Here is a 14,051-nt window from a genome sequence, read left to right as displayed (position 1 = left end):
CAGCTTCGCCAGCACCGCAGCCTGTGCCTTGTCAGTGCACGACTGCCAGGCTGAATCGCGGTGCCTCGTCCTACGCTTTATCCCCAGACCATTTGATCCACCGGCAGGCCGCCTTTTTTCGGCCCACACAATAAGGATTTCCCGATGAGCATGCTCAAAGACCCGTCTTCGAAATACCGTGCGTTCCCGACCATCGACATCCCGGATCGCACCTGGCCGTCGAAGACCATTACCGCCGCGCCGATCTGGTGCAGCTCCGACCTTCGTGACGGTAACCAGTCGCTGATCGAGCCAATGGACGCGGTCAAGAAGCTGCGTTTCTGGAAAACCCTGGTGCAGGTCGGCGTAAAAGAAATCGAAGCGTCGTTCCCGGCGGCTTCGCAAACCGACTTCGACTTCGTGCGTACTTTGATCGAAGGCAATCACATCCCGGACGACACCACCATTCAGGTGCTGACCCAGGGCCGTGAAGATTTGATCGAGCGCACCTTCGAATCCCTGCGCGGAGCGAAGAAAGCCATCGTTCACCTGTACAACGCCACCTCCCCGTCCTTCCGCCGCATTGTCTTCAATCAGGACAAGGACGGGATCAAGGAAATCGCCGTGAGCGCGGCCAAGCTGTTCGTCAAATACGCCGCGCAGCAGCCGAACACCGAGTGGACCTTCGAGTACTCGCCAGAAACCTTCAGCGCCACCGAACTGGAATTCGCCAAGGAAGTCTGCGACGCGGTGATCGAAGTCTGGAACCCGACACCTGAGCACAAGGTGATCCTCAACCTGCCGGCCACCGTCGAATGCGCGACCCCGAACATCTATGCTGACCAGATCGAATGGTTCGGCCGTCACATCAACCGTCGTGACAGCGTGATCATCAGCCTGCACACCCACAACGACCGTGGCACTGGCGTTGCCGCTACCGAGCTGGGCCTGATGGCCGGCGCCGACCGTGTCGAAGGCTGCCTGTTCGGCAACGGCGAGCGCACTGGTAACGTCGACCTGGTGACCGTGGCCCTGAACCTCTACACCCAGGGCATTCACCCTGAACTGGACTTCTCCGACATCGACGGCGTGCGTAAAGTCGTCGAAGAATGCAACCAGATCCAAGTGCACCCACGTCACCCGTACGTCGGCGACCTGGTTCACACTGCGTTCTCCGGCTCCCACCAGGACGCCATCCGCAAGGGCTTCGCCCAGCAGAAACCGGACGCGCTGTGGGAAGTACCGTACCTGCCGATCGACCCGGCCGATATCGGCCGCAGCTACGAGGCGGTGATCCGCGTCAACAGCCAGTCGGGCAAGGGCGGTATCGCCTACCTGCTGGAACAGGAATACGGCATCAGCTTGCCGCGTCGCATGCAGATCGAGTTCAGCCAGGTGGTGCAGCGTGAAACCGATCGCCTTGGCCTGGAGATGACCGCCAAGCAGATCCACGCGTTGCTGCACAGCGAGTACTTGCAGGCCAACACGCCGTACGCGCTGGTCAGCCATCGCCTGCAGGAAGAAAACGGTCATAGCGCCGTGGAAGTGGAAGTCTCCAGCAAAGGTCAGGGTGAAACCAACCTGCACTGGCGTGGCAAGGGCAACGGTGCCCTGGAAGCGCTGGTGGCCGGTCTGCCAATTCCGGTTGAAATCATGGACTACAACGAACACGCCATCGGTTCGGGCACCAATGCCAAGGCTGCGGCCTACATTGAACTGCGCGTGAACGGGGAACGTGCGGTGCATGGCGTCGGTATCGATGAAAACATCACCACTGCCAGCTTCAAGGCCCTGTTCAGCGCGCTGAACCGCTCGCTGAGCCAGCCGGAAGCGAAAGCGGCGTAAGCCTTCGCTGAAACGCAAAAGGCCCCGGGGTGAGAACCTCGGGGCCTTTTTATTTGCCTGCAAATTATGCAGTGGCCGTCATGGCCTCATCGTCGGAACGCCGCCCGGAGCAAGCTCGCTCCCACAATTGAATGGTGTAAACACGGACAATGTGGGAGCGAGCTTGCTCGCGATGACGGCAGACCAGACAACGAAGGCTTCAGGTGAACTCGAAGGTATCAGCATCCAGATTCGCCGGAAAGCGCGTGCGATAGGCCGCCAGATCCGCAGCGCTCAGAACGACCTGGAACACCCCATCCGCTTCGCCTGCGCTGAGCAGTGTCTCACCCTGAAAATCCAATACCTGACTGTCACCGGTATACGCGAAGCCTTTACCGTCAGTGCCGATCCGATTCACCGCCGCCACGTAGCAGAGGTTTTCGATCGCCCGCGCTGGCAGCAAACGGTTCCAGTGCTGACGCCGTGCACCGGGCCAGTTGGCGGTGTACAGCAGCAGGTCGGTGTCCTGAGCGTCGCGGCTCCAGACCGGGAAGCGCAGGTCGTAGCAAATCAGCGGTCGCACTCGCCAGCCCTTGAGCTCGAACTGCACCTGACGCTCGCCGGGCGTGTAGTGATTGTGTTCACCGGCCATGCGAAACAGATGGCGCTTGTCGTAGTGCCACACCTCCCCGTCCGGCCGCGCCCACAACAGGCGATTGCGATGGCTGCCGTCAGCCGCCTGGACGATCACGCTGCCGGTGATCACCGCATCCAGTTTCGCTGCCTGAACCCGCAGCCATTTGCTGGTCGGACCATTTTCCGGCTCGGCGAGCGTTTCCGACTCCATGGAAAAACCGGTGGTAAACATCTCCGGCAGAATGATCAGGTCAGCGCCGCGAGCCTGTTCCAGCAACTGCTCGAAATGCTCCAGATTGGCCTGACGATCATGCCAGGCCAGGGTGGTCTGGATCAGTGCAATGTTCAGATTGGGTAGCGCGCTCAGATCACGCATAGTTTTTCCGCTGCTTCACGCAGGGTCTCCTCACGTTTGGCGAAGCACAGGCGCACCAGGCGCTGGCCTTTGGGCGGTGTCTGGTAGAACACCGAGATCGGGATGCTCGCCACGCCATGCTCGCGGGTCATCCACAACGCCATCTCGACATCGTCGAGGTCCGGACGGATCTGCGAGTAATCGACTAACTGGAAATAAGTACCGGCCACTCGGGTGAAGCTGAAGCGCGACGGCGTCAGCAGATCGCAGAACAAGTCGCGCTTGGCCTGATAGAACGCCGGCAGTTCCTCGACGTGTTCCGGGTGCTCGGCCATGTAGTCAGCCAAGGCATATTGCAGCGGCGTCACGCCGCAGAAACTGACGTATTGGTGAACCTTGCGCAGCTCGGCGGTGAGAGCCGGCGGCGCGACCACGTAGCCGGTTTTCCAGCCAGTGACGTGGTATGTCTTGCCGAAAGAACTGACTACGAAGGCGCGTTGATACAGCTCTTCGTGATTCAGCACGCTGACGTGAGGCACGCCGTCGAAGACCAGGTGTTCGTAGACTTCGTCGCTGACGATGTAGATGTCGCGATCGCGAATCAACGCCGCCAGCTGATCTAGCTCGGCACGACTGATCAGCGCGCCGCTTGGGTTATGCGGCGAGTTGAGAACGATCATCCGCGTGCGCGGCGTAATCGCTTCGGCAAGCTTCTGGAAGTCGATGGCAAAGTCATTCAAACCGAGTTGCACATGCACGCAACGACCTCCGGCCAGCTCAACCGAGGGTTCATAACTGTCGTAGGCCGGATCGAAGACAATTACTTCTTCACCGCTGTGGATAACCGCCTGAATGGCGCAGAAGATCGCTTGGGTTGCGCCGGGAGTGACGGTCACTTCATGGTCGGCATCCACATTGACGCCGTAGCTGCGCGCGATCTTCATCGAAATCTGCTGGCGCAGCGCCGACAGTCCCGTCATCGGTGAATATTGGTTGTGGCCACTGGCAATATGCCGACCGACCGCATCACACAGGGCTTGCGGGGCATCGAAATCGGGAAAACCCTGGGACAGATTCAGCGCCCCGGTTTGCGCCGCGAGCTGAGACATCTGAGTGAAGATAGTGATGCCGACATTCGGCAGCTTACTGGTGATCATCGGTGATTCCCTGCTCTAACACCCGGCTCTAACGGCGGCGCGGGAGAGTCCGAGAATAGCCCAAACCATAGGCATGAAAAAGGGCGCCACTGGCGCCCTCTCTACTTCACCGACTTGGACGCAGAGCGTCCGAGGCTGCATTCCCACGCAGAGCGTGGGAACGATCACTGAATCAGCGCTTGTCTCTACGCTTCTTGTCGGCTTTTTTGTGGTGCGACATCATGCGACGCTTCTTGTTGACCTGACGGTCGGTGAGCGAGTTCTTGTTGCCTTCGTACGGGTTCTCGCCGCCCTTGAACTCGATGCGGATCGGCGTACCGACCAGCTTCAAGACACGACGGTAAGTGTTTTCCAAATAACGCACGTAAGACTTCGGCACCTTCTCGATCTGGTTACCGTGAATCACGATGATCGGCGGGTTCGCGCCACCCAAGTGGGCATAACGCAGCTTGATCCGGCGATTGTTGACCATCGGTGGCGCGTGCTCACCAACCGCATCTTCCAGAATCGTGGTCAGGCGGTTGGTTGGCCAGCGGGTGACCGCAGACTTGAACGAGTTCTGTACGGAAGCGTAGAGGTTTCCCACGCCCGTGCCGTGCAGGGCCGAGATGAAGTGAATGTCGGCGTAGTCAACGAAGAACAGTCGACGTTGCAGCTCGACCTTCACGAAGTCGCGCTCGCTCGGCGTCATGCCGTCCCACTTGTTGATCGCGATCACCAGCGCACGACCCGACTCAATGGCGAAGCCCAGCAGGTTGAGATCGTGATCGACCACACCTTCGCGGGCGTCCATCACAAAGATCACCACGTTGGCGTCTTTGATCGCTTGCAGGGTCTTGACCACGGAGAACTTTTCAACTTCTTCGTGGATCTTGCCGCGCTTGCGCACACCGGCGGTGTCGATCAGCGTGTACTTCTCGTCGTTACGCTCAAACGGGATGTAGATACTGTCGCGTGTGGTGCCGGGTTCGTCATAGACGATGACACGGTCTTCACCGAGCATGCGGTTGACCAAGGTCGACTTGCCGACGTTCGGACGGCCGATGATCGCGATCTTGATCCCGTCTTTTTCACTTGGGCCAGGAATGCGCTTGGCTTCCTCGCCTTCGGCAACGATCTCTTCTTCGCCATCTTCCGGCTCTTCGTCGTCTTTCGGGAAGTCGCTCAGGGCGATTTCCAGCATCTGGGTGATGCCACGACCATGAGCACCGGCGATCGGGATCGCGTGGCCCATGCCCAACGGGGCGAATTCAGCGCGGGCCATTTCAGGGTCGATGTTGTCGACCTTGTTGGCAACCACGTAGGAACGCTTGTTACGTTTGCGCAAATGCTCGGCGATCATCTGGTCGGCGGCGGTAAAGCCAGCCTTGGCATCTACCAGGAACAGAACGACATCCGCTTCTTCAATGGCCAGCAGCGACTGCTCGGCCATTTTTTCGTCCATACCGTGCTCGTCACCGGAGATACCGCCGGTGTCGACCAGAATGTAGGAACGCCCTTGCCACTTGGCCTCACCGTATTGGCGATCACGGGTCAGACCGGACAAGTCGCCGACGATGGCGTCGCGAGTCCTGGTCAGGCGGTTGAACAAGGTGGACTTGCCGACGTTCGGTCGGCCCACCAGGGCGATTACGGGAACCATGCGGCTCTCCACTTCGTTATTTCAGAAAATACAAAAGCCGCTGCGAGGCAGCGGCTGGTGCTCGGGGCAGCGCCTGTGAGCGCTGCGAGCCCCGCAGAACGGGGCCGCTTGGGGAACTAACCCCAAGCATAGTCAAACCTTTACTTAATGGTCAGGGCTTCCAGTTTGCCGCTGTTGCCATACAGATAAATCGTGTCACCCACTACCAGCGGACGGGCACGCAGGCCGTCGCTGTCAATGCGCTCGCGGCCGACGAAACGACCGTCAACCTGACTCAGCAGATGCAGGTAACCTTCCATATCACCGACTGCAACATAGCTGGAGAACACTTCCGGAGCCGACAGTTGACGACGGGCCAGCGAATCGTTGCTCCACAAGGCTGTGGTGGAACGTTCGTCGACGCCTTCAACGGTGCCCGAAGACAGGCTCACGTAAACGCTGCCAAAACCCTGGGCGACACCGGCATAGCTGGAAGCATCACGCTGCCAGAGCTGACGACCGCTTTCCAGATCCAGTGCCGCAACGCGACCCTGATAGCTGGCGACATACAGCGTACCGCCGGACAGCAGCAAGCCACCGTCGATATCGACAACGCGCTCCAGTTCCGAACGACCTTGTGGAATCGCTACACGTTGTTCCCATACCGGCACGCCGTTGGAGATATCGAGAGCGACCACTTTACCGGTCGACAGGCCAGCCACCGCGAGGCGGTTGGTAACGATCGGCGCACTGGTGCCGCGCAGGGTCAATACTGCCGGAGTGCTGTCATACAACCAGCGCTGGTTGCCTGTAGCGGCATCCAGACCGATCAGACGGTCATCCTGAGTCTGAACCACCACCACGTCACCGTTGCTGACCGGCGGCGCGAGGACTTCACTGGACACGCGAGCGCGCCATTTCTCTTCACCGCTGCTGGCGTCAAGGGCAACGATTTCGCCCTTGATCGTACCGATCATGAGCAGACCGTAACTCACGCCAACGGCGCCGGAAACAGGCAGCTCGAGATCTTTCTTCCATTTGACGTCGCCATTGCTGCGATCCATCGCCATCACCACACCGGTGACGTCGGCGGCATAGATGGTATCGCCATCGATCGCCGGAACCAGCATGTTGTACGTTTCGCCCTGACCGTCACCGATCGAACGACTCCACTGCTTTTGCAAAACCACTTCTTCTTTGAAGTCGGTCAACTCGGCCGGTGGCAGTTCTTTTTTGCTGTTGCTGCTGCAACCCGCGGCCAAAATGGCCAGAGCCAGCAATGCTGCATGTTTCCAACGGATCACGTCACGCATCCCCTTTGGCCAGGTCGTCCAGCTTGATTTGTAGGCCACCGACCGCCGCTTCATCCGACAGTGCCGCCTTGGCTTTTTGATACGCCGTGTTCGCTTCGTCGGTACGACCCAATTGCACCAACAGGTCGCCTTTGAGCTCTTCGCGAGTGGCCAGGAATGCTTTGTCGGCATCGCCTTCGAGCAGTTTCAGGGCTTCATCAGCCTTGTTCTGCGCGGCCAGCACCTGCGCCAGGCGCTGACGGGCGATTTCGCCCAATGCCGGGTTGGCCGGTTTGGCGGTAATGGCCTTTAGCTCGCTGGCTGCGTCATCCAGCTTGCCGCTGTCGACCGCGACTTTCGCCACGAACAGGCTGCCGTATTGCGCGTAAGCGGTGCCGCCGAACTCGCTGTTGAGCTTGCCGGCCAAGTCCGAAACACGGGCGGCATCAGGCTTGCCGTCAGGCGTCAGCGTGGTTTCCAGCAATTGCTGATAGAGCATCGAGGCGCCTTGCGACTGATTGCTCTGATACTTTTGAAAAGCCTGCCAGCCGAACACGATGACCAGCGCCAACAGGCCGCCAGTGACCAGGGGCTTGCCATTGCGTGTCCACCAGTCCTTCAAATCCGACAGCTGTTCGTCTTCGGTACTCGACACCCCAATACTCCTTAATCGCTAAATCGGCTGTTTGACAGCTTCAACCCTGCACGACGCAGGTGGCCAGGTGTGCAGCAAGCGCATCCCAGGCAATGCTTTGTTGTTCGCCCTGGCCACGCAGGGGTTTGAAACCTACCACTTGCTGGGCCATTTCGTCGTCACCGAGGATCAGCGCGTACAGCGCACCGCTCTTGTCGGCCTTCTTGAACTGGCTTTTGAAGCTGCCGGCGCCGGCATTGACTTGCAGGCGCAGGTTGGGCAATTGATCACGAACACGTTCGCTCAGCGCCAGACCGGCCAGCTCGGCAGCTTCGCCGAAGGCGCAGAGATAGACGTCGACCTGACGGGAAATTTCTTCCGGGATCTGCTCCAGGGTTTCAAGCAGCAGCACCAAGCGTTCGATACCCATGGCGAAACCTACGCCGGGGGTCGGCTTGCCGCCCATCTGCTCGACCAGACCGTCGTAACGACCACCGGCACACACGGTGCCTTGGGCGCCCAGCTTGTCGGTGACCCATTCGAAAACGGTCTTGCTGTAGTAATCCAGCCCGCGAACCAGCTTCGGGTTAATCACGTAAGGAATGCCGGCGGCGTCCAGACGAGCCTTGAGGCCCTCGAAGTGCACGCGGGATTCTTCGTCGAGGTAATCGGCCATTTTTGGCGCGTCGGCCAACGCCGCTTGAGTGTCGGGGTTCTTGGTATCCAGAACCCGCAGCGGGTTGGTCTTCAGACGGCGCTGGCTGTCTTCGTCCAGTTGATCCAGGCGAGCGGACAGGTATTCGACCAGTGCTTCACGATAACGACCACGGGACTCGGCAGTGCCGAGGCTGTTGAGTTCGAGCTTGACCGCATCACGGATGCCCAGCTCGCCCCACAGGCGCCAGGTCAGCACGATCAGCTCAGCATCGATGTCCGGACCATCGAGGTTGAAGACTTCGCAACCGATCTGGTGGAACTGGCGATAACGGCCTTTCTGCGGACGTTCGTGGCGGAACATCGGACCGATGTACCAGAGTTTCTGCACCTGGCCACCGCCGGTGATGCCGTGCTCAAGCACTGCACGCACGCAGGCCGCTGTGCCTTCAGGGCGTAAGGTCAGGGAGTCGCCATTGCGGTCGTCGAAGGTGTACATCTCTTTTTCGACGATGTCGGTTACTTCACCGATTGAGCGCTTGAACAGCTCGGTGAACTCGACGATCGGCATGCGGATCTGCTTGTAACCGTAGTTATCCAGCAAACGCGAGACGGTGCTCTCGAAATGACGCCACAGGGGAGTCTGCTCGGGCAGGATGTCGTTCATGCCACGTATGGCTTGCAGGGACTTGCTCACTTAAAATCCTTAAATTCGTTCGGCTCTTTAGTCAGGCTCAGCCACGCACAATGACTGCTGCGTCAGCTTCGACCTTTTCGGCCGCTTTCTGACGGATCAAGCGTTCAAGCTCATCCACCAGATTGTCATTCGTCAGTTTCTGCGACGGCTTGCCGTCGATGTAAATCAGGTTTGGCGTGCCGCCGGTCAAGCCGATATGGGCTTCCTTGGCTTCACCCGGCCCGTTGACCACGCAACCGATGACCGCGACATCCAGCGGCACCAGCAGGTCTTCGAGGCGCCCTTCCAGCTCGTTCATGGTTTTGACCACATCGAAGTTCTGCCGCGAGCAACTCGGGCAGGCGATGAAGTTGATGCCACGGGAACGCAGGTGCAGGGATTTGAGAATGTCGTAGCCGACTTTCACTTCCTCGACCGGGTCGGCCGCCAACGAGATGCGAATAGTATCGCCAATCCCTTCGGCGAGCAGCATACCGAGGCCCACGGCGGATTTCACCGTGCCTGAACGCAAACCACCGGCTTCGGTGATGCCCAGGTGCAGCGGCTGAACGATTTCCTTGGCCAGCAAGCGGTAAGCGGCGACGGCCATGAACACATCGGAGGCTTTGACGCTGACCTTGAAGTCCTGGAAGTTCAGGCGCTCAAGGTGCTCGACGTGACGCAGGGCGGATTCAACCAGCGCCGCCGGGGTCGGCTCGCCGTATTTCTTTTGCAGGTCTTTTTCCAGGGAACCGGCGTTCACGCCGATGCGGATCGGAATCCCGCGATCACGGGCGGCATCGACTACCGCACGCACGCGGTCTTCGCGACCGATGTTGCCCGGATTGATGCGTAGGCAGTCAACACCCAGTTCGGCTACGCGCAGAGCGATCTTGTAGTCGAAGTGGATGTCGGCAACCAAAGGTACTTTGACCAGCTTCTTGATCTTGCCGAAGGCTTCGGCGGCATCCATGTCGGGCACGGAAATTCGCACGATATCGACGCCAGCCGCTTCCAGACGATTGATCTGGGCCACGGTGGCAGCGACGTCATTGGTGTCGCTGTTGGTCATGCTCTGCACAGCGATAGGCGCATCGCCGCCAACGGGCACGTTACCGACCCAGATCTTGCGAGATTCGCGACGTTTGATTGGAGATTCGCCGTGCATGACTTATTGACCCAACTTCAGGCGAGCAGTCTCGCCACTGGTGAACGGAGCGACATCAACCACCTGCCCGTTGTAGCTGACCTGCGCGCCACGGGCGAAGCCCAGACGCACGGAAAACGGTGGCTTGCCGCTCACGGAAACGTTTTCGCCTTTGCGCTTGAGACCGCTCAACAACACCTTGCCGGTGCCATCGGTCACTTGCGTCCAGCAATCGGCAGTGAATTGCAGTTGAACCTGGCCTTGGCCGGCAACCGGAGCCGCCGCTGCTGGAGCGGGAATGGTCGGAGTAACCGAAGCGCTCGCAGGCGGGGTTGATACAACAGGAGCAGTCGGGGCTGGCGCGACTGGAGTCGCGACAACTGGAGCGGTGCTGTGGGCAGGTGCAACAGGTGTTGGCGCTTGTGCAACCGGTGCAGCAGGCGCAGTTGCTTCAGCTTCGGTCGACGCATCAGTCGACGTTTCGGCTTGCGGCAACGCAAGCGCGGTTTCGCCTTCAACCTGACCTTGCGCGACGGCCTGGTCTTCCGGCTCGTCCAGCGGATGGATCTGGGTGGTGCCGTCAGCGCCTTCGACTTCAACGTGTTCCGGGCTCAGGCTGATCAGGTCTTTGGTGCGCAGCGAGGTTTGATCCTGCCACCAGAAAAAACCACCGCCAATGACCGCGATCAGCAACAGCAGGCTGACAATTCGCAAAATGGTGTGGGATACCCGAACCGGCTCTTCGATACGCCCCAGGCTATGAACGTTGCTGCCCTGGGAGTCGGTGCCGGTGGAGTGGTCGAACTGCTGGACCAGAACGGTCTGGTCCATACCAAGCAATTTGGCGTACGCGCGAATATAACCACGGGCAAAGGTATGCCCAGGCAGCTTGTCGAAAGCGCCGGCTTCCAGATTGCTCAGGGAATTGACGGTGAGGTTGAGCTTGAGGGCCACTTCAGCCAGCGACCAGCCATTGCTTTCGCGGGCCTGGCGCAAGGTTTCACCGGGGTTAACGCGATTCGCTGCTACAACTTCGGGATGCGCCGCTTTCATCATTGCTCCGACAGGTATTGCTGATATTCCGGCGTACCGGGATAGAGTCGTTTTAGTTGCAGGCCAAAACTGGCGGCCTTGTCGCGATCTTCAAACACTTTTGCCAGCCGAACGCCGAGCAATAGACTACGTGCATTTTGCTCGGTGAGCAGGCTAAAACGATCGTAATAGTCACGCGCGGGCACATAATGCCTGTCTTCGAAGGACAACTCAGCCATTTCCAGCAATGCACGTGGCTGTTGGCGATTCAAACGCAGGGCTTTTTCCAGCTGCTGCTGCGCCAGATCGCGCTGGCCCAGCTTGGAAGCGGTCATGCCGAGGTTCTCGAACACCCGCGAACGCTCGGGATACATGGTATCGGCGGCAGCCTGTTCAAAGCGCTCGTACGCCTCTTTGTACCGTTTCTCTTCGAAAAGGAAGCTTCCGTAGTTGTTCAGGATTCGCGCATCGTTGGGGCGCGAAGCCAGCGCCTTGCGAAAATGCTCGTCCGCCAGCTCCGGCTCCATCTCGGCTTGAAACACCAGACCCAGCGCAGCATTGGCGTCTGGATCCGAGTCATTCAGATCCAACGCTTTCTTCAACGGTACTTTCGCCCGTTCGGTCATGCCTTGTTGCAAGTAGCCCAAGCCCAGCTGTACATAGGCGGCACGCGCTTCATCGCGGCCCTTGCTGGTCTTCATCGGGTTGAAATCGCCCGACAGGACACAACCAGCACACAGGCTGGCCAACAGCAATAGCAGCGCGAAGCGCAGGGACATAGAGATCCTCTCTTAATTATTGTTCGCAGCGTTCTGCGCGATATCGTTTTCGGCGCTTAACTCGCGCACGGCGATATAACGTTCGCTGCGACGGGTGCGATCCAGCACCTGCCCTACCAATTGGCCACACGCGGCATCGATGTCTTCACCGCGGGTGGTGCGTACGGTGACATTGAAGCCGGCATGGTGAAGCTGATCCTGAAAACGACGAATCGCGTTGTTGCTCGGGCGCTCATAACCGGAATGCGGGAATGGGTTGAACGGAATCAGATTGATCTTGCACGGAACGTTCTTGAGCAACTCGATCATTTCGACCGCGTGCTCAACCTTGTCGTTGATGTCCTTGAGCAACGTGTACTCAATGGTCAACACGCGCTTCTCGCCCAGGGACGACATGTAGCGCTGGCACGACTCAAGCAGCATCTTAAGCGGATACTTCTTGTTGATCGGTACCAATTGGTTACGCAATGCGTCGTTCGGTGCGTGCAGCGACAACGCCAGGGAGACGTCGATGTGTTTGGACAGCTCATCGATCATCGGCACCACACCCGATGTAGACAGGGTTACGCGGCGCTTGGAGATCCCGTAGCCCAGGTCATCCATCATCAGATGCATGGCGGCCACGACGTTGTCGAAGTTCAGCAGCGGCTCACCCATGCCCATCATCACCACGTTGGTGATGGCACGGTCGGCGGTCGCCGGGATGCTGCCGAACGATTTATTGGCAATCCACACCTGGCCGATGACTTCGGCGGCAGTGAGGTTGCTGTTGAATCCTTGCTTGCCGGTGGAGCAGAAACTGCAATCCAGGGCACAGCCTGCCTGGGACGAAACGCACAAAGTGCCACGTTTGCCCTGGGGGATGTACACGGTCTCGACGCAGCTACCGGACGCCACGCGCACCACCCATTTACGGGTGCCGTCGGTGGAAATGTCCTCGCTGACCACTTCGGGGCCGCGGACTTCAGCAATGGCCTTGAGCTTGTCGCGCAAGGCTTTGCTGACGTTCGTCATGGCGTCGAAATCATCGACGCCAAGGTGGTGAATCCATTTCATTACCTGACCGGCACGGAAACGCTTCTCCCCGATTGAGTCGAAGAATTTTTCCATTTCCAGCTGAGTCAGACCCAGCAGGTTGGTTTTTACAGTCGATGTAGTCATGGATTCACCTTCACTCTTAAGCCAATGCTTAGCGAGTGGTTACTTCAGTAGCTGCGAAGAAGTACGAGATTTCGCGAGCAGCAGCGGCTTCGGAGTCCGAACCGTGCACAGCGTTGGCATCGATGGAATCAGCGAAGTCAGCACGGATGGTGCCGGCAGCAGCTTCTTTAGGGTTGGTAGCGCCCATCAGCTCACGGTTCAGAGCGATAGCGTTTTCGCCTTCCAGAACCTGAACAACAACCGGACCGGAGATCATGAAAGCAACCAGATCGCCGAAGAAACCACGAGCGCTGTGCTCAGCGTAGAAGCCTTCAGCTTCGGCTTTGGACAGTTGCTTCAGTTTCGAAGCTACAACGCGCAGGCCAGCTTTTTCGAAACGAGTGGTGATCTCGCCGATAACGTTTTTTGCAACAGCGTCAGGCTTGATGATGGAGAAAGTACGTTGAACAGCCATGGTGTAACTCCAGAAACGGTAATTTGTGAAAAATTAAACCCGCGAATTATACGCGGGTTCTTTGGTATTGCCTAACTGCGTACGGCGCAGACTCAGTCTGCTTCTTCGATCCAGGCGGCCTGAATGGCTTCAAGCACCTTCTCGCCACCGCGGGTCGGATCATCGCTGAACTCCGGCAATGCCAGCACCCATTTGTGCAAATCGACGAAGTTCACGTAACGCGGGTCCGTATCCGGCTTGGATTCAGCCAGCTGGATCGCGATTTCCAGCACATCAACCCATTTCAGACTCATGTCAGTTCCTTGAATCAGTGCGCCGCTTCGGCCGCATGGTTGAGCGAGTATTTCGGAATTTCGACAGTCAGGTCTTCAGTCCCGACGACCGCCTGACAGCCTAGACGCGATTGCGCCTCCAGACCCCAGGCCCGATCAAGAAAGTCTTCTTCCAGCTCGTCCGCCTCTTCCAGCGAGTCAAAACCTTCGCGAATGATGCAGTGGCAGGTGGTGCAGGCGCAAACGCCGCCGCAGGCACTCTCCATCTCGATATGGTGCTCATGAGCCAGCTCGAGGATGGATATACCGGGTTCAGCTTCCACAACCATGCCGTCCGGGCAAAACTTATCGTGTGGCAGAAAAATGACCTGCGGCATC

The 14,051-nt window shown here is 58.7% G+C and carries 14 protein-coding genes; 1 reads left to right on the top strand and 13 read right to left on the bottom strand.

Annotated features, from left to right (window positions below; all coding sequences use genetic code 11):
• Nucleotides 1–144 precede the first annotated feature (144 nt).
• On the top strand, nucleotides 145–1,824 hold the full coding sequence (leuA, locus tag ACYZT7_RS06560; protein WP_462040394.1) for a 2-isopropylmalate synthase: 1,680 nt from the start codon (nucleotides 145–147) through the stop codon (nucleotides 1,822–1,824).
• 199 nt (nucleotides 1,825–2,023) lie between these two features.
• Here the strand turns inward: leuA and ACYZT7_RS06555 are convergent, their stop codons facing one another.
• The 13 genes from ACYZT7_RS06555 to fdx form a co-directional block, all read right to left on the bottom strand.
• Nucleotides 2,024–2,815 (bottom strand): amidohydrolase, encoded by a 792-nt coding sequence (locus ACYZT7_RS06555; RefSeq protein ID WP_462040393.1) that lies wholly within the window; start codon nucleotides 2,813–2,815, stop codon nucleotides 2,024–2,026.
• Nucleotides 2,803–3,951 (bottom strand): pyridoxal phosphate-dependent aminotransferase, encoded by a 1,149-nt coding sequence (locus ACYZT7_RS06550; RefSeq protein ID WP_462040392.1) that lies wholly within the window; start codon nucleotides 3,949–3,951, stop codon nucleotides 2,803–2,805. Before ACYZT7_RS06550 ends, ACYZT7_RS06555 begins: the two co-directional genes overlap by 13 nt.
• A 172-nt stretch (nucleotides 3,952–4,123) precedes the next feature.
• On the bottom strand, nucleotides 4,124–5,593 hold the full coding sequence (gene der / locus ACYZT7_RS06545; protein WP_462040391.1) for a ribosome biogenesis GTPase Der: 1,470 nt from the start codon (nucleotides 5,591–5,593) through the stop codon (nucleotides 4,124–4,126).
• A gap of 140 nt (nucleotides 5,594–5,733) precedes the next feature.
• Nucleotides 5,734–6,885: an outer membrane protein assembly factor BamB gene (gene bamB / locus ACYZT7_RS06540; protein ID WP_462040390.1), complete on the bottom strand. Its 1,152-nt coding sequence runs from the start codon at nucleotides 6,883–6,885 to the stop codon at nucleotides 5,734–5,736.
• Nucleotides 6,878–7,519, bottom strand: a complete 642-nt coding sequence (locus ACYZT7_RS06535; RefSeq protein WP_462040389.1) for a tetratricopeptide repeat protein — start codon at nucleotides 7,517–7,519, stop codon at nucleotides 6,878–6,880. Before ACYZT7_RS06535 ends, bamB begins: the two co-directional genes overlap by 8 nt.
• Before the next feature lie 40 nt (nucleotides 7,520–7,559).
• Nucleotides 7,560–8,849: a histidine--tRNA ligase gene (gene hisS, locus ACYZT7_RS06530; protein ID WP_462040388.1), complete on the bottom strand. Its 1,290-nt coding sequence runs from the start codon at nucleotides 8,847–8,849 to the stop codon at nucleotides 7,560–7,562.
• Between the two features lie 37 nt (nucleotides 8,850–8,886).
• A complete protein-coding gene (gene ispG, locus ACYZT7_RS06525; RefSeq protein ID WP_462040387.1) occupies nucleotides 8,887–9,996 on the bottom strand; it encodes a flavodoxin-dependent (E)-4-hydroxy-3-methylbut-2-enyl-diphosphate synthase in 1,110 nt (369 codons plus the stop codon).
• A gap of 3 nt (nucleotides 9,997–9,999) precedes the next feature.
• On the bottom strand, nucleotides 10,000–11,028 hold the full coding sequence (locus tag ACYZT7_RS06520; protein WP_462040386.1) for a RodZ domain-containing protein: 1,029 nt from the start codon (nucleotides 11,026–11,028) through the stop codon (nucleotides 10,000–10,002).
• On the bottom strand, nucleotides 11,028–11,786 hold the full coding sequence (gene pilW, locus ACYZT7_RS06515; RefSeq protein ID WP_449644202.1) for a type IV pilus biogenesis/stability protein PilW: 759 nt from the start codon (nucleotides 11,784–11,786) through the stop codon (nucleotides 11,028–11,030). Before pilW ends, ACYZT7_RS06520 begins: the two co-directional genes overlap by 1 nt.
• Nucleotides 11,787–11,798: 12 nt before the next feature.
• Nucleotides 11,799–12,947: a dual-specificity RNA methyltransferase RlmN gene (rlmN, locus tag ACYZT7_RS06510; RefSeq protein ID WP_449644201.1), complete on the bottom strand. Its 1,149-nt coding sequence runs from the start codon at nucleotides 12,945–12,947 to the stop codon at nucleotides 11,799–11,801.
• Between the two features lie 28 nt (nucleotides 12,948–12,975).
• Nucleotides 12,976–13,401 (bottom strand): nucleoside-diphosphate kinase, encoded by a 426-nt coding sequence (gene ndk, locus ACYZT7_RS06505; protein WP_007916882.1) that lies wholly within the window; start codon nucleotides 13,399–13,401, stop codon nucleotides 12,976–12,978.
• A 92-nt stretch (nucleotides 13,402–13,493) separates the two neighbouring features.
• Nucleotides 13,494–13,694 (bottom strand): Fe-S cluster assembly protein IscX, encoded by a 201-nt coding sequence (gene iscX / locus ACYZT7_RS06500; RefSeq protein ID WP_282375258.1) that lies wholly within the window; start codon nucleotides 13,692–13,694, stop codon nucleotides 13,494–13,496.
• A gap of 14 nt (nucleotides 13,695–13,708) precedes the next feature.
• Complete coding sequence (gene fdx, locus ACYZT7_RS06495; protein WP_462040385.1) at nucleotides 13,709–14,050, bottom strand: ISC system 2Fe-2S type ferredoxin; 342 nt, start codon at nucleotides 14,048–14,050, stop codon at nucleotides 13,709–13,711.
• Nucleotide 14,051 lies beyond the last annotated feature (1 nt).

The organism is Pseudomonas sp. RT4P38 (assembly GCF_054897765.1).
This window is presented reverse-complemented; position numbering and strand designations above follow the sequence as displayed.